Origin of the sequence: Phenylobacterium sp. (assembly GCF_035569475.1) — a bacterium.
Taxonomy (GTDB): Bacteria; Pseudomonadota; Alphaproteobacteria; order Caulobacterales; family Caulobacteraceae; genus Phenylobacterium.
In genome coordinates this window covers 83,766-103,444 of record NZ_DATMNA010000020.1, presented here as the reverse complement: position 1 = coordinate 103,444, position 19,679 = coordinate 83,766, and the positions used below count along the sequence as shown (strand labels likewise).

At 69.1% G+C, this 19,679-nt stretch carries 20 protein-coding genes and 1 other RNA gene; 4 read left to right on the top strand and 17 right to left on the bottom strand.

Going from position 1 to position 19,679, the window contains the following annotated elements:
* Positions 1-2: 2 nt before the first annotated feature.
* The 12 genes from VNW53_RS03260 to VNW53_RS03205 all read right to left on the bottom strand — a co-directional run bounded on the left by VNW53_RS03260 (position 3) and on the right by VNW53_RS03205 (position 9,893).
* Positions 3-1,757: a penicillin-binding protein 2 gene (locus VNW53_RS03260; RefSeq protein WP_325553607.1), complete on the bottom strand. Its 1,755-nt coding sequence runs from the start codon at positions 1,755-1,757 to the stop codon at positions 3-5.
* A complete protein-coding gene (ftsL, locus tag VNW53_RS03255; protein ID WP_325553606.1) occupies positions 1,754-2,182 on the bottom strand; it encodes a cell division protein FtsL in 429 nt (142 codons plus the stop codon). Before ftsL ends, VNW53_RS03260 begins: the two co-directional genes overlap by 4 nt.
* Complete coding sequence (rsmH, locus tag VNW53_RS03250; protein WP_325553605.1) at positions 2,179-3,111, bottom strand: 16S rRNA (cytosine(1402)-N(4))-methyltransferase RsmH; 933 nt, start codon at positions 3,109-3,111, stop codon at positions 2,179-2,181. Before rsmH ends, ftsL begins: the two co-directional genes overlap by 4 nt.
* Positions 3,108-3,575 carry a division/cell wall cluster transcriptional repressor MraZ gene (locus VNW53_RS03245; RefSeq protein WP_325553620.1) on the bottom strand — a complete coding sequence of 156 codons (468 nt, stop codon included), beginning with the start codon at positions 3,573-3,575 and terminating at the stop codon, positions 3,108-3,110. Before VNW53_RS03245 ends, rsmH begins: the two co-directional genes overlap by 4 nt.
* A 418-nt stretch (positions 3,576-3,993) precedes the next feature.
* Positions 3,994-4,384: RNase P RNA component class A (rnpB, locus tag VNW53_RS03240), an RNA gene on the bottom strand.
* A 104-nt stretch (positions 4,385-4,488) separates the two neighbouring features.
* A complete protein-coding gene (locus tag VNW53_RS03235; protein WP_325553604.1) occupies positions 4,489-4,797 on the bottom strand; it encodes a hypothetical protein in 309 nt (102 codons plus the stop codon).
* Between the two features lie 113 nt (positions 4,798-4,910).
* Complete coding sequence (locus tag VNW53_RS03230; RefSeq protein WP_325553603.1) at positions 4,911-5,525, bottom strand: FMN-binding negative transcriptional regulator; 615 nt, start codon at positions 5,523-5,525, stop codon at positions 4,911-4,913.
* Positions 5,525-6,250, bottom strand: a complete 726-nt coding sequence (locus VNW53_RS03225) for an N-acetylmuramoyl-L-alanine amidase (RefSeq protein ID WP_325553602.1) — start codon at positions 6,248-6,250, stop codon at positions 5,525-5,527. Before VNW53_RS03225 ends, VNW53_RS03230 begins: the two co-directional genes overlap by 1 nt.
* A gap of 20 nt (positions 6,251-6,270) precedes the next feature.
* On the bottom strand, positions 6,271-6,552 hold the full coding sequence (locus VNW53_RS03220) for a GIY-YIG nuclease family protein (RefSeq protein ID WP_325553601.1): 282 nt from the start codon (positions 6,550-6,552) through the stop codon (positions 6,271-6,273).
* A 171-nt stretch (positions 6,553-6,723) separates the two neighbouring features.
* Positions 6,724-7,140: a hypothetical protein gene (locus VNW53_RS03215; protein WP_325553599.1), complete on the bottom strand. Its 417-nt coding sequence runs from the start codon at positions 7,138-7,140 to the stop codon at positions 6,724-6,726.
* 145 nt (positions 7,141-7,285) lie between these two features.
* Positions 7,286-8,428: an acyl-CoA dehydrogenase family protein gene (locus tag VNW53_RS03210; RefSeq protein WP_325553598.1), complete on the bottom strand. Its 1,143-nt coding sequence runs from the start codon at positions 8,426-8,428 to the stop codon at positions 7,286-7,288.
* Positions 8,429-8,690: 262 nt separating this feature from the next.
* Positions 8,691-9,893: an acyl-CoA dehydrogenase family protein gene (locus tag VNW53_RS03205; RefSeq protein WP_325553597.1), complete on the bottom strand. Its 1,203-nt coding sequence runs from the start codon at positions 9,891-9,893 to the stop codon at positions 8,691-8,693.
* A gap of 197 nt (positions 9,894-10,090) precedes the next feature.
* On the opposite strand from VNW53_RS03205, the gene VNW53_RS03200 reads away from it, so the two are divergent.
* Positions 10,091-10,825: an endonuclease/exonuclease/phosphatase family protein gene (locus VNW53_RS03200; RefSeq protein WP_325553596.1), complete on the top strand. Its 735-nt coding sequence runs from the start codon at positions 10,091-10,093 to the stop codon at positions 10,823-10,825.
* A 30-nt stretch (positions 10,826-10,855) separates the two neighbouring features.
* On the opposite strand, the gene VNW53_RS03195 is transcribed toward VNW53_RS03200, so the two are convergent.
* Together VNW53_RS03195 and VNW53_RS03190 are read right to left on the bottom strand one after the other, a co-directional pair.
* A complete protein-coding gene (locus VNW53_RS03195) occupies positions 10,856-12,343 on the bottom strand; it encodes a phospholipase D-like domain-containing protein (protein ID WP_325553594.1) in 1,488 nt (495 codons plus the stop codon).
* A gap of 183 nt (positions 12,344-12,526) precedes the next feature.
* Positions 12,527-12,871: a hypothetical protein gene (locus VNW53_RS03190; RefSeq protein WP_325553592.1), complete on the bottom strand. Its 345-nt coding sequence runs from the start codon at positions 12,869-12,871 to the stop codon at positions 12,527-12,529.
* A 176-nt stretch (positions 12,872-13,047) separates the two neighbouring features.
* On the opposite strand from VNW53_RS03190, the gene VNW53_RS03185 reads away from it, so the two are divergent.
* From VNW53_RS03185 to VNW53_RS03175, 3 genes are all read left to right on the top strand, one after another.
* Positions 13,048-13,476 carry a PaaI family thioesterase gene (locus VNW53_RS03185; RefSeq protein WP_325553591.1) on the top strand — a complete coding sequence of 143 codons (429 nt, stop codon included), beginning with the start codon at positions 13,048-13,050 and terminating at the stop codon, positions 13,474-13,476.
* Positions 13,473-13,706, top strand: coding sequence for a DUF1289 domain-containing protein (locus VNW53_RS03180; RefSeq protein ID WP_325553590.1), 234 nt, complete (start codon positions 13,473-13,475; stop codon positions 13,704-13,706). The genes VNW53_RS03185 and VNW53_RS03180 overlap by 4 nt, the downstream gene beginning before the upstream one ends.
* A gap of 91 nt (positions 13,707-13,797) precedes the next feature.
* Positions 13,798-14,325: a TIGR02281 family clan AA aspartic protease gene (locus tag VNW53_RS03175; RefSeq protein ID WP_325553589.1), complete on the top strand. Its 528-nt coding sequence runs from the start codon at positions 13,798-13,800 to the stop codon at positions 14,323-14,325.
* Here VNW53_RS03175 and dusA read toward each other — a convergent pair.
* From dusA to VNW53_RS03160, 3 genes are all read right to left on the bottom strand, one after another.
* On the bottom strand, positions 14,269-15,288 hold the full coding sequence (gene dusA / locus VNW53_RS03170) for a tRNA dihydrouridine(20/20a) synthase DusA (protein ID WP_325553588.1): 1,020 nt from the start codon (positions 15,286-15,288) through the stop codon (positions 14,269-14,271). The genes VNW53_RS03175 and dusA overlap by 57 nt on opposite strands.
* A 171-nt stretch (positions 15,289-15,459) precedes the next feature.
* The gene (locus VNW53_RS03165; protein WP_325553587.1) at positions 15,460-15,984 is read right to left on the bottom strand and encodes a hypothetical protein; all 525 of its coding nucleotides are present in this window, start codon (positions 15,982-15,984) and stop codon (positions 15,460-15,462) included.
* 19 nt (positions 15,985-16,003) lie between these two features.
* The gene (locus tag VNW53_RS03160) at positions 16,004-19,645 is read right to left on the bottom strand and encodes a LamG-like jellyroll fold domain-containing protein (protein ID WP_325553586.1); all 3,642 of its coding nucleotides are present in this window, start codon (positions 19,643-19,645) and stop codon (positions 16,004-16,006) included.
* Between the last annotated feature and the right edge of the window lie 34 nt (positions 19,646-19,679).

Below are 19,679 nucleotides of genomic sequence, written 5' to 3'. Positions count from 1 at the left end.
CGTCAATGCTCCTCTGCCGCGGAGGCGTTGGGATCGGCCGGGGTGAAGGGATTGGTCTCGGCTCGCTTCTGGACGCCCAGGAACGGCGCGATCCGCTCGATGATGCGGCCGGCGGCAGGCGCCGCAGCGATGCCGCCGGTGGGGTCGGCCCCCGTCTTGTCACGCTGCGGCTCGTCGAGAAGGACCAGCACGAAATAGCGCGGCGCGTTCAGCGCTCCGTCGGTGGGGAAGACCGCGGCGAAGGACGAGACCTGCTTGGTGGTGGAATAGCGCCGCGCCGCGGCGTCCCACTTGTCGCCGGTGCCGGTTTTCCCACCGACATTCAGGCCCGGAATGTTGGCCGACTTCCCGGAGCCGCAGGTGCAGGAGACGTTCGAGCGCATGATCTGCAGCAGCGTCAGCGCGGTGCTTTCCTGAATCATCCGCGGACCGTGCACCACGGTTCCCGCCGGCAACTTCCTGATGGTCAGCGGCAGCAGCTCGCCACCGTTCATCAGGCCCGAATAGGCGCGCGCCACCGCCAGCGGGGTGACGTTGATCCCGTGGCCGAAGGAGGTCGAGGCGATGGCGTCGTCGTTCCACACCCTGGGGGTCAGCGGCCGGGCGCTTTCGATCAGTTCTGTCTTGGCCGTCTGGGTCAGGCCGAAGCGGTCGAAGTAGGCGTGCAGCCGCTCGGGCCCGATCGCCTCGCCCAGCCGCGCGGTGCCGATGTTTGAGGAATGCTGGAACACCTCCACCAGTGTGAGCACGGCGTGGGTCGCGTGATAGTCGTGGATCGTCCGGTAGCCGAGCTGGAACGGGTGGGTGGCGTCGAAGGTCGATGACGGCGTGGCGACCCCGGTGTCGAGGCCGGTGGCGACGGTGAAGCCCTTGAAGGTCGAGCCCATCTCATAGATCGCGCCCGCCGCGCGGTTGAGGCGTGCGTCGAGGCTGGCGGCGCCCGGCTTGTTGGGGTCGAAGGTGGGATAGCTGGCGAGGCCCAGGATCTCGCCGGTGTGGACGTTGATCACCACGCCAGCCGCGCCCTTGGGGTGGAACTGGGCGGTGGCCTTGTAGAGCTCGTCCTCCAGCGCGGCCTGGATACGCAGATCGATGGAGAGGGGCACCGCGCCGTGGCTGGCCGCGGCCGTGCGGATGTCGTCGTTCAGCGCGGCCTCGGCGCCGGCCAGGCCCTCGCCGCCCGTGTCTGCGAAACCCACCAGATGGGCGGCGGTGTAGCCCAGCGGATAGACCCGCTTCTCCTCGGGCTCGAAGCTGACGCCGGGCAGGCCCATGTCGTGGATCTGGGCGCGGACCTCCGGCGTCAGGCCGCCGATCACGAAGGTGCGGCGGCCGGCGCGCAGCGCCCGCTCGAGCCGCTCGGGCGTCAGGTCCGGCAGGTTGGCGGTGAGCGCCCGGCGGGTCTCGCCGGTGTCCCAGATCTCGCGCGGGTCGATGTAGAGGCCGTAGTGCAGCAGGTCCGCGGCCAGCATCTGGCCGTTGCGGTCCACCAGGTCGGCGCGCGCCGCGCCCTGCGGCGGGGCGTAGGTGTCGGTGTCCCCGGCCCGGGAGAACAGGGCCGCGTGGGTGGCGCCGAGCGCCAGGATCAGGAAGCCCGCGCTGAACAGGGCGAGCACGAAGAAGATGCGGATGCGGGTGTCGTCCTCCGCCCGGCCGGAAGCGCGCGCCCGCTCGAAGGCGTGCTCCAGCCGCCAGACCAGGCCCGAGACGCGCCGGGAGAACCAGGAGGGTCCGAAGGAGATCTGGCCCAGGCTCATCGCGGCGTGACCTCGGCGACCTGGGTCGGCGCGGCCAGCGGCGCGGCGGGCTGCGACGGGGCGATGGCCAGCGGGTCGGGCGTGGCCTCCACCGCCTTGGCGGGCAAGGCCAAGGGCTTGCGGGCCAGTTCGGGAAGCTGGTTGAAATCGGCGACGCGCTTCTCGCTGACCGGCGCGAGGCCCAGATAGGTCTCTGACAGGCGCTCGATGCGCGCCGGCTGCTCCAGGTGGCTGACCTCGGCCTGCAGCAGGCGGATGCGGGCCTTCTCGGCGACGATCTGCCGCTCGACCGCGGCGATCTTGGCGCGCTCGCCCCCGGCCACGGTCTTGGCCAGATAGACGCCCAGGATCAGCATCACCAGCAGGCCCAGCGCCACCAGGTCCACCAGCCGGAACCCGCGCACCCGGCGATTGAGCCAATTCATGCCGCCGCCCTCCACACCGGCGCGTCCGTGCGCACCGCCGCCCGCAGTTTCGCGGATCGGGCCCGGGGGTTCGCCGCCAGCTCGGCCTCCGACGGCCCTTGCGCGCCGTTGAACAGCAGCCGGAAGCTCGGCGCCGCGGCGGCATGAGCCGGCGGCGCATGGCGCGATCCACCCGGGGTCTTGCCCGCCCGCACCGCCATGAAGGTCTTCACGATTCTGTCCTCGAGCGAATGGAACGTGACGACGCAGAGCCGCCCGTCCGTCTTCAGCGCCCGCTCGGCCGCCGCCAGGCCCGCCTCCAGCTCCGCCAGCTCCTCGTTGACGGCGATGCGGATCGCCTGGAACGAGCGCGTGGCCGGATGCACCTTGGCGCCCCTGCGGCCGCCCAGGGTCTTCTCGATGAACTCCGCCAGTTCGAGGGTGCGACTGAAGGGCTGCTCCTCGCGCCGCCGGGCGATGGCGCGCGCGATGCGGCGGCTCTCGCGCTCCTCGCCGTAGACATAGAGGATGCGGGCGATCTCGGCGGGCTCGGCCTCGTTGACCAGATCGGCGGCGGTGGGACCGTCGGCGGCCATGCGCATGTCCAGCGGCCCGTCGCGCATGAACGAAAAGCCGCGCTCGGCCTCGTCGAGCTGCATGGACGAGACGCCGATGTCCAGCACCACGCCGTCCACCGCGCCTTCGCCCGTCTCGGCGTCGAGCTCGGAGAAACGGCCCTCGACCAGGCGGAAGCGGTCGGCGGGCAGGCCCTCGGCGAAGCGCCGGGCGCTGGGGTCGCGGTCGAAGGCGATGATCGAGGGGCCGCGCGCCAGCAGGGCGCGACTGTAGCCGCCGGCGCCGAAGGTCCCGTCCACCAGGGTCTTGCCCGCCGCGGGCTGCATCGCGTCCACGACCTCGTTCAGCAGGACGGGAATGTGCGGTGCGGTCATAGGGCCGCACTCAGCTTCGCAGCGCGCTGCTGGGCGCGCATCGTGGCGAGGCCCTCGCGGGCCACGTCCCGCTGGGCGGCGCGGTGGGCCTGGAACGCCTCGCGGCTCCAGATCTGGAAACGATCGCCGAGGCCCACGACCACCACCCAGTCGGTCAGGCCGAACTGGTCGCAGAGCACCTCCGGCAGGGTGATGCGCCCCGCGGTGTCATAGGAGAGCTGGGCCATGCCGCCCAGCACCGAGACCTCCAGCGCGCTGCGGATCGGGTCGCCGAACTCCAGCTCCTCGATCACGCCCACGTAGCGGTCGAACAGGGGCTTGCCGCCGCCTTCGATGCAGTCGGCCTCGATGGAGGGGAAGCAGAAGACGCCGTCGAACGGCCCCGCGGTCTGGGCGCGGAAATCCTGCGGCACGACGATGCGCCGCTTTCCATCCAGTTGTTTCTCGAAGGTCGAGAGAAACACCGCCACGCCCCAACACTAAGCGGCCCCACCAGCCGCCCTCTGCCTCGCTCACCCGGCCGCCGCCCCAACTGCGCGGTTTGGTTAGCGAAGTACGAATGGGGTATCATGGGATGAATTGGGAGTAAATGACTCCAATTGACTATTTGCTAGAGAAACCAAGGCTTCACAGCCAAGTATGGTTAATCCGATATTGTTATCCACAGAACATACCGCGAACTTTCGCCACAACCGTTAACGAACTGGGCTGTAGGCCTGTGGACGGAGTCATTCCGTCCCAATTCGAACGGCGCGCCGGCGCCTATGCAAACCACCAGGAACACCAAGGCGGCCCGGGACGCTGCGACGCCAGGGACTCGGCCACGACCTCTTGGCGCTCTTGGTGCTCTTGGTGGTTGAAAGACGCGCCTGCGGCGCAAGATGGACCAGACGGCCTGTAAGCCGGGTTCTGTGCCGCCCCGGGCCGAAGCCCGGGACGCGACGATCATTCCTCTGGACCGCCCCTTGCGGGACGGTTCTCGCGACCTACCCGGACCGCCCAGGCCTACGACAGCCCTGCCCTCCTTGCGGAGGGCGCACGGTCCCTATTCGGTCTTGCTCCTGGCGGGGCTTGCCATGCCGTCCCTGTCACCAGGCACGCGGTGGGCTCTTACCCCACCCTTTCACCCTTACCCCTCGAATGAAGGGCGGTTTGCTTTCTGTGGCGCTATCCCTGGGGTCGCCCCCGGCGGGCGTTACCCGCCGCCATGTCGTGGTGGAGCCCGGACTTTCCTCGACCCCCTTGCGGGAGCCGCGATCGCCCGGCCGTCTGGTCCGGGGCGGAACCTGAGGGACGGGCGGCCATGGGTCAAGTTTTCCCACGCCAGTGTCATCCCGGTCTCGCCGGAGCTTTCCGGGATGACACCGCGGGAGCGCATCAGCTCTTGAGGTGGCGGTGGATGCGGTTCTCCTGGTGGTTCAGCCGCTTGGCCTCGACGCGGGTCAGGTGGCCCGGCGCGCGCGCTTCGCGGGCGATGCGGCGGTCGGCGGCCAGAAGGCGATGGGCCTTCATCGGGCCGATCTTGCCGGCGCGCTGTTCGGCGCGGATTTCCTGCTTCTGGTTGTGGACGCGGGCCAGGACCTCGCGCTTGGCCGGTTGCAGGGGCTGGGCGTCGGCCGTGGCGGCCAGGGCGCCGAAGCCGACGACGCCCATGGTCAGGACGAGGACGGTGCGTTTGAAGTTCATGACGGGGTTCCCTTTGTCTCTAAGCCGCTTGCGCGTCGGAGGACCGGCGCCAAGTGTCGTGAGACTGGACCTCAGCCGTTGAACGGCCTCTGAGATCGCGCTTCGCCCGCCGTTCAGGCTCCGGGCGGAATTGTGGCGCGCATCAGGGCCGCCATCGGATGGTCGCCCAGCGCGGCGATGACGCCGGTCCGGTCGGCCACGTCCTTGTTCTGGCCGAGCTTGGTCGTGCCCTCCAGCCGCTCGATGCTCAGGCGGGCGCCGATGATGGCGCGGCTGAGCGCCTCGAAGCGGCGGTCCGTCAGCTTGGCCCTGGTCCAGGGCGGCTTGGGCGCCAGCCGCGCCTCCTCCTGCGCCGAAAGGTCGTCCAGCAGGGTCAGAAGGCCCGCCTCGTCGAGCGCGGCCACCGGCCCCTCCGCCTCGACGCTGACGTAGTTCCAGGTCGGGACCTGCTCGGCGCTCTCGTACCAGTCGGGGCTGACATAGGCGTCCGCCGCCAGGCTGACGGCGATGGCGCGGAAACCCTGATCGAGGCCCGGCGCGAGCGCATTGCTGCGCGCCAGGTGGAAGTCCAGCGCCACGCCGCCCTCCAGCCGCCGGACCACCACCGGCGCATGGGCGACGAAAAGCCGTCCCTCCGGCGCGGCGGCCAGGGTCACGAAGGGATGTGCGGCGAGATGGGCCAGCAGCGGCTCGACCTCGCCCTCGCGGAACATGGTCGCGGGATGCATCAGCCGGCCAGCCGCAGGAGGGCGATGAGCTGGGCGCGCGTCGCGCCATCGGCGATCCCGTCTACCTTGTCCTGCCGCCAATGCTGCTGGAAGGCGGTGACCACGGCCTTGGTGGCAGCGTCGAACTGGCCGGTCGGCGGCAGGTCATAGCCCAGTCGCGTGAAGCCGGCCTGGAGGGCGAAGACCGCCGCGCTCTCCTCGCCCTCGGCCAGCGGCAGGCCGGGCGCGGGCGGGGCGTCGATCCACAGGCCGTGGCCGGCCTGCGCGATCCGCTTCCAGGGGAACAGCTCCCCGGGATCGTCCTTGCGGCCTGGGGCCACATCGGAGTGGCCGACGATGCGGTCGTCGCCGATCGTCCAGCGGCTGCGGATGTCGCCGACCAGATCGATCACCGCGCCGATCTGGGCGTCGGGGAACGGGCGATAGCCCCACTCGTGGCCCGGATTGACGATCTCCACGCCAATCGAGACGCCGTTGATGTTGCGCGCGCCCTTCCAGTAGGAGGCGCCCGCGTGCCAGGCGCGCCGTTCCTCCGGCACCAGGCGGAAGATGCGCCCGTCCTCCTCGACCATGTAGTGCGAGCTGACCTTCGCCTCCGGGTCGCGCAGGCGGTCGAGGGCCTCCGGGCCGGTCTTCATCCCGGTGTAGTGCAGCACCAGGATGTCCGGCGGCGCCGTGCGGGCGTCGAAGTTGGGGCTGGGCGCCTCGATAAGGCTCAGGGGCATGGGAGGCTCAGGGGCATGAATTAGAACAGGTCCTCATAGAGATCGCGCCACGTCGGGTTGCTCTCTTCAATCAGACGCAACTTCCAGACCCGTCGCCACTCCTTGATCTGGCGTTCCCGGCGGAACGCACCTTCCCTCGTATCGTGTGCTTCGAACCAGACCAGAAGCGAAACGCCGTACTTGGCTGTGAAGCCCGTGCGGAGCTTCTCGCGATGCTCATAGGCGCGTTTGACGATGCTTTCCGTCGAACCCGTGTAGAGCGTCCCATTCCGCTTACTGGCGACGATATAGGTGTAGAACACGGCCCGGCCCGACTAAATCCGGACCTCCATACAATTCCCGCTCGTCCCGGCGAAGGCCGGGATCCAGATCGCCAGGCGTCGATTTGGGCTGGTCGACCTCTGAGCGTTTCGAGCCCACTTCCGAGCCATTCCATCTGGATCCCGGCCTTCGCCGGGATGAGCGGGGTGAAATTAGAGGCCAGGCTCAGCAACAACTTCGGCCGGCGCCGCAACCTTGGCGCGGGTGAAGCGCAGAGAGGTCTGGGTGTCGGAGAAGGCGACGACCTTGTTGTCGATCAGGCCGTGGGCCTTCGCCGCCCCGATGACGTCGGCGTGCTGGACGGTGGCGGCCTTGCCCTTGGTGGAGACGACCCACAGAGCGCCCTTCTCCGCCAGCATCGGGGCGAGAGCGTCGAGGTGGGCCAGGGCCTCGGCGCTGTCGGCGGCGTAGAACAGGAGGTCGAGGTTGGCGAGTTCGGTCACCGGGATCGCGCCCTGGCCGGCCAGCTCGGCGCTGAGCGTCGGATCCTTCACGCCCATGACGGCGACGCGCATGCCGTCCTTCACCCCGATCTTGTCCATCCGACTCTTGGTGCTGACAAAGGCCATTCAAATCTCCGCGCGTCCCCGCGGGGGCGGGGATCCAGGCTTTTTCTGTTTCAGCGGACAGCCATACACCGCCTGTGTCGCCGCAGGCTCAGAAACACAAAAAACACCTGGGTCCCCGCGTTCGCGGGGATGAGCGGATGGGGGTCTAAGCGGCCTGGCCGAGGCTCAGGAACTCGTAGCGGGCCAAGTGGTGGTCGGTGGAGCCGAAGGCGCTCTCGATCATGGTGGCTCGCTTGAAGTAGTGGCCGATGGCCATCTCGTCGGTCATCCCCATGCCGCCGTGAAGCTGGATGGCGTTCTGGCCGACGAACTTGCACGCCTTGCCGATCTGCACCTTGGCCGCGGCGGCGGCCTTGGACCGCTGGTCATCCTCCGACAGCTTGACGGTGGCCATGTAGGTCATCGAGACCGACTGCTCGACCTGGATGAACATGTCGACCATGCGGTGCTGCAGCACCTGGAAGGCCGAGATCGGCTGGCCGAACTGCTTGCGCTGGCGGGTATATTCGAGCGTGCCCTCGTGCAGCCGGGTCAGCACGCCGCAGGCCTCGGCGCAGGTCGCCACGATCGCCTCGTCCACCACCTTCTCGATCAGCGGCAGGGCGTGGCCTTCGGGGCCCACCAGCGCGTCGGCGCCCGCCTTCACGTTCTCCAGGATCACCTCGGAGGCGCGGAAGCCGTCGACGGTCGGATAGTCGCGGGTCGTGACCCCGGCCGCGCCCTTCGGCACGATGAAGACGCTGACCCCCTGCGCGTCGCGCTGGCCGCCGCCGGTGCGGGCCGTGACGATCAGGTGGGTCGCGTAGGGCGCGCCGATGACCACGGCCTTCTGGCCGTTCAGCACCCAGGCGCCGCCCTCCTTCTTCGCCGTGGTCTTCAGGTCGGCGAGATTGTAGCGGCCCTGCGGCTCGGCGTAGGCGAAGGCGAAGATCGCCTCGCCGGCGATGATCCGGCCGATCAGGGCCTCGGCGCCGGCGTAGCCGGAGTGCTTCAGGAACCCGCCGCCGATCACCACCGTGCCCAGGTAGGGCTCGACCACCAGCGCCTTGCCCATCTCCTGCATGACGATCAGGTTCTCGACCGGCCCGCCGCCCAGGCCGCCCAGTTCCTCGGAAAACGGCGCCCCCAGGATGCCCAGCTCCTCGGCGAAGGCCTTCCAGATCGCGGGGCTCCAATGGGGCTCTTTGGCCAGCATCGCGCGGCGCTGATCGAAGGAATAGTGATCCGCCAGATAGCTCGCGACCGTGTCGCGCAGCATCGACTGCTCATCGGTGAAGTTGAAGTCCATCTCTCGGTCGGCTCCGTCGGATTGCCCTCCCGTTCATGGGGAGGGATCGCATTTGAACGATCAGTTCAGCTCGCGCCGCAGGCGCTGTTCATTTAACCACCAGGATCGCCAAGGACACCAAGAGGTCCCGAGAACCACGGCGGCGCCACCCGCCACAGCCTCTTGGCGATCTTGGTGTTCTTGGTGGTTTTCGTATCTGACGCCGCTTGCGCGGCCTTCGCGACGAGCCGGCGAGCAGCAGGGGAATTCTCTGGCGTCAACGTCAGAGCCCCAGCACCATCTTGGCGATGATGTTGCGCTGGATCTCGTTGGAGCCGCCGTAGATCGAGGTCTTGCGGCCGTTGAACATCTCGCCGGCCAGGCCCACGGCGTAGTCCGGCCCGACGCCGGCGTTGTGGCCGAGGTCGCGCAGGAACGGGGCCCCGTAGTGGCCCACGGCCTCCAGGGCCAGCTCCTGCAGCCGCTGCTGGATCTCGGTGCCCTTGATCTTCAGGATCGAGCTTTCCGGGCCCGGCCCCTTGCCGCTGCTCTCGCCGGCCAGCGTGCGCAGTTCGGTGAACTCCAGCGCCGTCAGGTCGATCTCCAGCTCGGCGACCTTGCGGCGGAAAAAGGCGTCGCCCAGCAGCGGGCCGCCGGCGTCCGACCGCTCGGTCGCGGCGATCTCGCGCAGCTTTTCGAGGTTGCGCTTGGAGCGCGCGACACCCGCGATGCCGCTGCGCTCATGCGCCAGCAGGGCCTTGGCGCAGGTCCAGCCCTGGTTCTCGTGGAAGATGCGGTTCTCGACGGGCACCTTCACATTGTCGAGGAAGACGTCGTTGACCTCGTGGCCGCCCTCCAGGGTGATGATCGGCCGGACCGAAATCCCCGGGCTCTTCATGTCGATCAGCAGGAAGGAGATGCCGGCCTGCGGCTTGGCGTCGGGGTCGGTGCGGACCAGGAAGAAGCCCCAGTCGGCGAACTGGCCGAGCGTCGTCCAGGTCTTCTGGCCGTTGACGATGTAGTACTCCTTGCCGTCGTCGGCGGTGATCTTCTCGGCCTTGGTCTTCAGGCTGGCCAGGTCCGAGCCCGCGCCCGGCTCGGAGTAGCCCTGGCACCACCAGACCTCGCCGTTGTAGATGCCCGGCAGGAACCGCTTCTTCTGCTCCTCTGTCCCGAAGGTGTAGACCACCGGGGCCAGCATGGAGACGCCGAACGGCAGCACCGGCAGGGCGTCGGCGCGGGCCAGCTCCTCGGACCAGATGTACTTCTGCGTGGGCGTCCAGCCCGTGCCGCCGAACTCCACCGGCCACGACGGCGCGACCCAGCCCTTCTTGGCCAGCACCTTGTGCCAGGACAGGTACTCCTCCTTGGTCAGGGGCCGGCCGGCGTCCTGCGCGGCGCGCAGCTCTGCCGGATAGTTTTGCGCGATAAAGGCCCGGACTTCCGCGCGGAAAGCGTTCTCTTCGGGTGAGAAATCAAGGTTCATGGCGCGCTCCCTGGGCCGTCTCCGGACCCGCCGATTTACGGCGTATCCGCTCGGCGGCGACCATAGGCCAGAAGCCCCAGGCCTGGGAAGATGACGCTTACGTCAACGTAATACAAAACGGGGACGACGAACCTCCCTGCCGCTTCGGCCGTTCCGCCAGCCTTGCCGCCGTCGCAGAAGCCGTGCACGCCTGATCCATGCCCCGCATCGTCACCTACAACGTCCACCGCTGCGTCGGGAACGACCGGCGGCTGGACGTGGGCCGCATCGCCGACGTGCTGGCGGCGCTGGAGCCGGACATCGTGGCGATGCAGGAGCTGGACGTGGGCCGCGCGCGCACCGGCCACGTGGACCAGGCCCACGAGATCGCCCGGCGCCTCGACATGGCTTGCCACTTCAACGCCGCGCTCACCGTCGAGGAGGAGCAGTACGGCGACGCGATCCTGACCTGTTTCCCCGAGCGGGTGGTGAAGGTGGGTCCCCTGCCCGGCTACGGCCCGATCCCCCAGCTCGAACCCCGCGGCGCCCTGTGGGTCGAGGTGGAGATCGACGGCGCGCCGGTGCAGGTCATCAACACCCACCTGGGCCTCGTGCCGCGCGAGCAGCAGATCCAGGCCGCGCACCTGGCCGGGCCCGCCTGGCTGCAGCATCCCCAATGCCAAGGCCCGAAGATCCTGTTGGGCGACTTCAACGCCACCGCCACCTCGGTGGTCTACCGCACCTTCCTGCAGGGCCTGTCGCCGGCCCGCAGCCTGGCCAAGACGAAGACGCCGACCGCGACCTTCCCCTCGCCCCTGCCCGTGCTGCGGATCGACCACCTGTTCGTCAGCCCCGAGATCCGGGTCACCGACGTCTTCGCCCCCTTCTCGCCCAAGACCCGCGTGGCGTCGGACCACCTGCCCCTGGTGATGGACTTCGAGGTGGTGAGTTAGCTGCTTCCCTTCCCCTCGACGGGGAAGGCTTTAGTCATCCAGCGATTCAATCGCCGCCGGCCCACCCAGCACCTGCATCTGGCGCACAGCCTCGTAGAGCCGGTCGCGGCGGCGGCCGGGATTCCAGGAATCCTTCGGATCCTGCGGGTCGCCCAGGTGGTACTTGGCGACGAACTCGCCGAAGGCCGAGACCTTGGGCGGCTCGATGGGCCGCAGGCGCCCGTCGCGGTTCAGGGCGTCGATGGCGGGCCCGAGGCCCCCGTAGTCGGCCCGCGCCTTGGCCACGGCGTCGCCGGTCACGCCCATGAAGTGGCCCACCAGCCGGTCGCGGAAGGCGCCGATCGCCGCGCGCGTCTCCGGCTCGTGGCTCTGCACCGCCAGCTCGCTCTCGGTGTCGAAGCCGCCGGAGCGGTTGTTGAGGTTGGCCGAGCCCACGCGCACCAGGGTGTCGTCGAAGACGCTGGTCTTGGAATGGACGATGATCGTCTCGCCGTTCGTGGTCGCCGGCCAGAAGGCCCGGAAGCGTCCGAAGACGTCCGCGGCGCGCAATCGCCAGATCATCGCGCCGCGCGCCCGGTCCATGGTCAGGTGGTCGAACCAACTGGGCGCGTGGCCGGTGGAGATCAGCACCACCTCCGGCCCCTCCGGCTCGGCCAGGCGCGCGGCCAGGGCCTCGGTGATCAGCGGCGAGGTGAAGTACTGGTTCTCCAGATAGATGATCTCCCTGGCCTGGGCGATCGAGGCCAGGCTGAGCCGGCGGATCTCGTCCACCTCCGCCTGGCGCTTCCACTTGGGGACCGTGCGGGCGATGGCGACCTCGACACCGGTCATGGCCGGCGGGACGTGCTCCGGCCAGGGATCGCCGCCGGCGTCCTCGGGCTCCGGCAGGACCTCGCCGGTGGCGTTGGCCCAGCGGGCGCGGACCAGGTCGCCCAGCGCCTTGGCCGCCGGCCCGTCGACGGCCATCACCACCTCGTGGCGCGGGGCGTGGCATTCCTGGTCGGGCATGATCCGGCGCGGATCGTCGTCGCGGTGGCCGGGGGTGTCCCAGCGGTCCACCGAGATGTCGCCGCCGCCGCAGAAGGCCACGCGGTCGTCGATCACCAGCACCTTCTGGTGATGGCAGGCGCCGAAGGGCACGCTGTCGTCGAGCCTGAACTTCACCGGGGTGTTCCTGAAGAAGGCCCGCGCCCGGTGCGGGAAGAACTCCTGCTGGGCGGCGATGGCGAAGGCCGAGCGCCAGATCAGCAGGCGCACGTCGAGCTCCGGCCGCGCCCGGGCCAGTTCCACCAGGATGCGGCCGACCTCGTCCGGGTCGTCGGGGCCGTCGTAGCCGTCGGGGAACAGCCGCGTGCGCGGATCGAACCCCCAGCCCAGCAGCAGCACCGAACGTCGCGCCTTCTGCAGGGCGTCGAAGGCCGCGGTGAAATAGGCCTCGGTGTCCACCAGGAACGCCGCGCGGTCCGCCCGCGCCACGCGCCAGCAGGTCTCGCCCGGCTTGAGCAACGGGGAATTCAAGTCGTCACGGATCCCTTGCTCGCCCACCGCCCCGCCCTCTGTTCCAGGGCCAAAGACGCGCGGTCAAGTTAGGGTTCCCGCCGGCGGGACTTCAAGGACCCGCGCGGCTCAAGAAAAAGCGCGCCGGCCGGGGAGGCGACGCGCCGGCTGAACTCAGCCGAGTTGGGGCAATATCGGGGCGAGCTAGCGGGCCGAGGCGGTGTCCTTGCCGCCCAGGAAGGCGGTGCAGTAGCCGTTGAGCTCGGCCTGGAAGCGGTCCTTGCCGTCGGTCTTGGCGGCGTCGCGCTTGCCGCGGACCTGTTCCTGCTGGCCCTTCTCGTAGACCGGCTCGACGCGGCTGCGGCCCTCGGTCTTGATCAGGGCGTCGAGGCTACTCGCGTCGGTGACGCCGAAGCCCTCGGCCAGGCCGCGGCAGCGGTTGGCCTTCAGGTAGTCGACGTCGGTCAGGTGCGCTGAAGCCGTCGCGGCGCCGGCTTGACCGGCGATAGCCAGGCTCAGGGCTGCGAGAAGAACTGCGGTCGACCTCATCGTTGTTTCTCCCTCATAACAGTCCCCGAGGCCAATTTGATCTATTTGAGGGAAAATCTCAAATTAATTGGAGGCAATGAACAGTATTTAATGTTCGTCACATGTTACCGATACACTAGAATTACTTATGACTATAATTTGCTTGTCCAGATGCTGTTCAGCTTGCATGAAGGCCCATGCCCCCGCCGACCCCTGTGCTGGACGCCGCCGGCGTCAACGCCCTGCTGCGCAAGGCCTTCCCCGACGCCACGCCGGCCGCCTTCCCGACCGTGACCGCGGTCTCGCCGGGGCGGGTCGAGGTGACGGCTCCCTACCGCGAGGGCCTGCTCAGGCCGGGCGGGGTGATCTCCGGCCCGACCCTGATGTCGCTGTCCGACACCGCGGCCTACGCCCTTGTGCTGGCCCACATCGGCGACCAGTTGATGGCGGTGACCTCGTCGCTGACCATGAACTTCCTGCGCGGCTGCGCGCCGGGCGACCTCCACGCCAGCGCCGAGATGCTGCGCCTTGGCCGCCGCAACGCCGTCTGCGACGTGCGCCTGTGGACCGAGAGCCCCGACCGGCTGGCGGCGCAGGCGACGGTCACCTACGCTATCCCGCAATGAGCCAGCCTGCGCCTCCCCCGCCCGGCGGCCCGCCCAGGGCCATCGCCACCCCGTGCGTGAAGGTCTGCGTGGTGGACGGCGAGACAGGACTCTGCATGGGCTGCTACCGCCAGCTCTCCGAGGTCGCCGGCTGGGCCGCACTGAGCGACGAGGACCGCGGCCGGATCATGGGCGAACTGCCCGGCCGCCGCAGCCGCATCCGGCCGGAAAAGCTGGCCATGTTCGGTTAAGCCTGCCCGTTCACGCCTTCAAAACCCCCCGCGCCTAATCTCCGCCCGCTCATCCCGGCCCCCGGGATATCGAGGCGAGGTAACCCTGCGCGTGTCGGACGCCCTGAAATTTGCAGCCGTCGCGGCGCTTGCCGGCCTTTCGGCCGTGGTCAGCGCCCAGACCATCGTGACGGTGTCCAACCGCCTGCCGCCGCTGCGCGCCGCCAACGCCCAGGCCGCGCCGGCCGCCCCTGCGTCGGCCGACCCGGCGGCCGCGCCCCTGTCGATCGCCAAGGCCAGCGACGGCCACTACTGGGCCGAGGGGCTGGTGAACGGCTCGCACATCCGCTTCCTGGTGGACACCGGCTCCACGGCGGTGGCCCTGACCTCCGCCGACGCCGAGCGGCTGGGCTTCAACCTGGCCGACCTGAAGTTCACCTACCGGGTCGTCACCGCGGCGGGCGAGACCCGCGCCGCGGCGGTCAAGCTGGCCGAAGTCACCGTCGCCGGGGCGCGGCTGGAGAACGTCGACGCGTTGGTGATCGAGAAAGGCCTCGACGCTTCCCTGCTCGGAATGAGCTACCTAGGCCGCCTCGCCAGCTTCCAGGCGACGCGCGAGGCGCTGATCCTGCGGCCCTGATACGGCCGCCAGGGCCGCGTCCACGACCTCGAGCCCAGCCCCCGGCTTCACGCTCTCCACCGTCAGGATCCGCCGCCAGGTCCGGGCCCCCGGCGCCCCGTGGAACAGGCCCAGCATGTGCCGCGTCATGGCCGCCAGGTGCGTCCCCGCCGCCAGCTCGCGCGCCATGTAGGGCCGGTAGCGCTCGACAGCCTGCGCCGGCGTCACCGTCTCGCCCGCGCCGAACAGCCGCGCGTCGGCTTCGCCCAGCAGGCCCGGCGTGTGGTAGGCCGCGCGGCCCAGCATCACCCCGTCCACATGGGCCAGGTGTGCCTGGGCCTCGTCCAGCGAACCGATCCCGCCGTTGATCGCGATGGTCAGCTCCGGCCGCTCGGCCTTCAGCCGATAGACCAACGGATAGTCGAGCGGGGGCACGTCGCGGTTTTCCTTGGGCGACAGGCCCTTCAGCAGCGCCTTGCGGGCATGGACCACGAAGTGGCGCACGCCGGCGGCGGCGCAGAGGTCGACCAGGCGGAACAGGCTCTCCTCCGGGTCCTGGTCGTCGACGCCGATGCGGCACTTCACGGTCACCGGGACCTTCACCGCCGCGGCCATGGCGGCCATGCCTTCCGCCACCAGCTCCGGCTCGCGCATCAGGCAGGCGCCGAAGCGGCCCGACTGCACCCGGTCCGAGGGGCAGCCGACGTTCAGGTTGATCTCGTCATAGCCCTCCGCCTCGCCGATGCTGGCGGCCTCCGCCAGGTCCGCCGGCTCCGACCCGCCGAGCTGCAGCGCCACCGGATGCTCGCCCGTGTCGAAGGCCAGCAGCCGCGCCCGGTCGCCATGCAGGATCGCGCCCGTCGTCAGCATCTCGGTATAGAGCATGGCCCGCGACGTCAGCGTCCGGTGCAGGCTCCGGCAATGCCGGTCCGTCCAGTCCATCATGGGGGCGACGGAAAGCCTATAAGACTGATGTTTCTGCACTTTTCTCGTAGCTTCAGCGGCCCGTGGCGAGGCGCACGACTGTGCTTCTACGCCAAGACACGGGGTTTTTCGCGGCCTTTCGACAGGCTGTCGCACGCGGCGCGCAGGCCGGGAGGGCCGCCAGGGCGGGCCCGGAGCGACACCTTAGCCTCCGGCTCTCGGGCCCAGGGCTCAGGGCGTCACGGCGCCGGCGTATTCCATATAGTTGCGCGGCGACGTCGCGGCCCCGGCCGGATCGAGCGTCGCGTAGCATTGGGCGTCTGCGGCGGTTTCGACGAAGATCATGTTGCTCCAACCTTCACGGACCTCGGCGCAGACATGGACGATCGACAGGGCGGCCATGCGTTGCGCCGCAGCGGTCGTGGCCTGCATGAAGAGGCCTTTCCAGATGATCGAGGTCACGGCCCCGGCCGTCGCGTCGACCGTCTTGGGGCTGACGAACACCGATTCCACAACCGGGCTGTCGGTCATGGTCCCGAGGTCGTAGGTCCAGGCGTAGCTGTTGAGGGCGGCGAGGATCTGGCCGAAATTGGCCGCGACCGTCGATGTCGAACCCGCGCCGAACCACAGCGTGAAGGTCGCGCCGCCGGCCTGCGCGGCGGCCTGCGCCGCGGTCGCCAAGGAAATGGCCTGGGTATGGGCCTGGCGGATGAGGCCCTGCTGGTCGGCGCTTCCGCCGGTGATCTGCACGCTCATGTGTCGGCGCTCCCAGCGATCAAAGGATGAATGACGGATCGACGAAGAAGGTGATCGCCGACCAGAGGTCGCCGGATGGCTGGGCGCCCGCCATGGCGGAGATGGTCAGCGGCACCACGCCCAGCCGATCGGTGGGGCTGGCGACGAAGGCGGCCATGGCCGCCTTCCAGTTCTGCGTGGCGGGGTCCACGCCCCAGTGGCCCTGCACCGACTGGCGGATCTGGGCGACCGTGGTCGGATCGCTCACCCCGATGCTGCACTCGCCGTCGGAAGCCAGGCTTCGGGAATTCAGGTTGGCGCTGCCCACGATGGCGTAGTTGGCGTCGAACAGCGCCAGCTTGGAGTGGACATAGACACCTCGGAAGCCGGGCGCGAGGCCGGGAAGTTGCCGCGATGGCGGCAGCGGCGGGCTGGACACATAGCGGGCCGGCGACGCGGCGATTGTCCGCGCCGTGGACGTCTGGACGATATCCGTGATCTTGAGCAGGCCGACGGTGTGTTGGGAGCCGTCGAGCGCCAGGACATAGCTGAACGTGCCAAGCTCGATCGGAACGCCGTCCGGAAGGTTCACGACCGGTGCGCCGCGGCACGCCGCCAGGGTCACGGTGACCGGCCCGGCGCCAAGGTCGTAGGTCATCTGAACCCACTCGCTGCCGGCGAGCATGATCGCGGCGAGCGCCGCCCGGGACAGGGAAATCTCGCCCGCGTTGAGGAGGCCGTTGGTGTTGAGCGGGTGGGGAATCAGCACGACCACGTTGAAGGCCGGCGCAGCCGCCAGCTTCGCGATCAGGGCGCGAACAACGGCCGGGTCGTGGAAGGTGAAGTTCTCGAGATAGGCCCAGGACGTCGCCGCATTGATCTTTTCGATCATCTTGTCGCGCACCTGGGTGACCCGGCGCGCGAACTCGGCGTTGGTGATCAGCACATCGACGGGATACTGCGGGCCGCCGATCAGCCGATTGGCATAGGGGATGGTGGTCGGGCCGCCGGTGCTGCAGGTGACCGGGTCATCCAGGCACATGTCGTGGGCGGCCGCCCAGAAGGCCAGCTTGGCGTAGTCGCCCGGACCGGAAACCGCGCCGCCGACCTTGGCCCAGCGCCGATCGAATTCCGCCTCGATCACGTCCACCACAGGTCCCGAAACCACCACCGCCGCGTCATGCCATGAGGCGCCCCCGACGGTCGGATGGGTGACCGTGTCCCAGTAGCTCCATAGCAGGTTGAACCCGCCGACCAGCGCGCACTTCACGCCGTTCACGCGGACGATGGCGATCTTCTGGTGCTGCGAGTTGAACCAGCGCTGGGACGCGTAGACGTGGTAGGATTCAAGCCTCACATCGACGTTGGCCACGCCTGCGAACGCCGCTCGCGTCGCGACGTTTTTGTCCCAGTTCGGCACCACGCGGGTGCGCAGATAGGTCGAGATATAGTAGTTGTTCTGAGCTAGGTGCTCGGCATCGTTGGTGTCCCAAAGCAGAAACGAGACCTGCTTCCCCGCCCCCCCGATGTTGGTCAGGATCTTCTGCACCGTCGGCCCGTTCGGCACCGAAATCCCGGCCGGATCGTAGTGGCCGTATTGAACCGCCAACAGCAGGTCGCGCAGGGCCGGGAAGTAGTCGCGGCCATCGAGCTGGAGGGCGACGCTCCCCTGGGCCGAGCCGCCAAGGGCGGGAACGGGCAGGCCGATCCCGGAGGCGACCTGGTAGGCGCCCTGCTCCACCTGGGCGGCGAGGCCGAGATTGGCGACCAGGCTGCCGACGCCGACGGCGACGGCGCAAGTCAGCACGACAGGCGCGGACAGAACGGCGCCGGTGGCCACTGCGCCGCCCACGATGACCGCCGCCACGGTCGTCATGGTCATGCCCGCAAAGGCGGCCACATCGGCCCACGTCCAGTCGACCGCCAGAACCTCGGCCTCGGCCGCCGCCCGCCGCAGACTCCGGCGCGTGCTGTCCCCGCCGGAATAGAGCGGGGTCAAGGCGGTCTCGATGGTGCCGGCGATGTCCTGACTGGGCGTCGTCTGGACGCTGAGCAGGACGGCCGAGCCGGTGGGCGCATCGACCTGGAACGTCCAGTCGCCGGCCATCGGGTCCTTGACCACAAAGGCCCACACCGAGGCGCCGTTCATCTGCACCGCGAGCTGAGGCGTGCTGACCGACTGGTTCAGGACCGTGCCGTCGGGCCGGGTGACGGCGACAACGACGTCCCGGGGAAAGGCCACCGTGACCTGGCTCTGGTCCAGGACCCCGCCATAGAGGTAGGCGGTCCCCGCGGCGACGTTCAGCTTCTGACGGCGCCGCGCCAGATGGGCGACCGGCACGAAGGTGACGGCGCCGACGGCCGCGCCGGTATTGTGGGTGGGCGAGGCGTCGACGAAATCCCGGTCCATCTTCCAGTAGCCGACCAACCCCGGGCTGGTCGGATCGATGGCGTTGAAGCGCGCGGCCTGGACGAGGTCGGCGCCGATCGCCCGGTTCCAGATCGTGACGTCTTCGATGACGCCCGTGAACTGGAGCGGCGCCTGGTCGAGCTGGCCGATGACGACGCGCCGATTGCTCGAGACATTGAGCGGGGACGGCGCCGTGGACATCGGCGTCCCGCGGATCGCGACGCCGTCGAACCACAGGGTGATGACGCCCGCGGCGCGTACAGCGGCGATAGAATGCCACTGGCCGTCGAGCGCGGCGGTCGGCACGGAGTTGATCAGGTAGTAGCTGTAGCCATTGTCGGTCGCGAGGGTGAAGGTGCTGTCGGCGTTCAACGCCAGCAGCCAGCCGGCATAGGCCGGAGAGCCGCCCTGCGGCGCCTTGCTGGTGACCAGGCCCCCGCCCGCCGAGGTCTTGAAGAGGCAGGTGATCGAGAAATCGCCGAGCCCGAACTGATAGGCCGGGTTTGACGGGATCGCGATCAGGCCCCCGGCGGCGATCTGCGCGCCGTAGTCCTCGGCGGCCGTCTCGTGCATGTCGATCGCGAGGTAGGAATAGGTGTTGGCCGCCTCCGCCCAGAGGCAATGCATGACCGGCGCCCAACCCACGGGCCCTGAGGCGCTGGCGTTGTTGCGGGTGAGCGAACTGTCGGCCGGCGACTGGTTCATTTCCCACAGGCCCACCAGGCCCGGGTCCTGGGGCGTGACCTTGTTGAACATGGTCCGCCAGATATCCTGTGCGCCGAGCGCGCGGTTCCAGAGCGAGACGTCCTCGAGGATGCCGACGAACTGACGGTAGGGCTCCTCCACCTGGTCGCACCCGCCGATGGTCAGGCGCTGCGAATTGGAGACGTTCGTGGGCGTGGGCGTGCTCGACGAGGCCTGGACGGGCACCGGCTTGGCGTCGAAATAGATCGTCATCGCCCCGTTCCGCCTGACGGCGGCGACGCTGTGCCATGTGCCGTCCAGGGCGTCGGTGGGGTCCGACATCACCTGATAGAAGCCGAACCCGTTGTCGGTGGCGAACTTGATGCGGCCGTTGGGCTCCAGCACCACCAGCCAGCCGCCATCCCCGCCGCCGCCGGCCGTCGACTTGCGGGCCGCCAGCGTGCCGGGCTGGGTGGTCTCGAAGAGGGCGGTGACGGTGAAGTCGCCGGTCCCGAAATTATAGGCGGCGTTGGCGGGCGCGGTCAGCAGGCCGCCCGCCAGTATCCGGGCGCCATAGTCCTTTTCCATCGCCAGCCCCTGTCAGTCCGCCGCCGCGTCGACG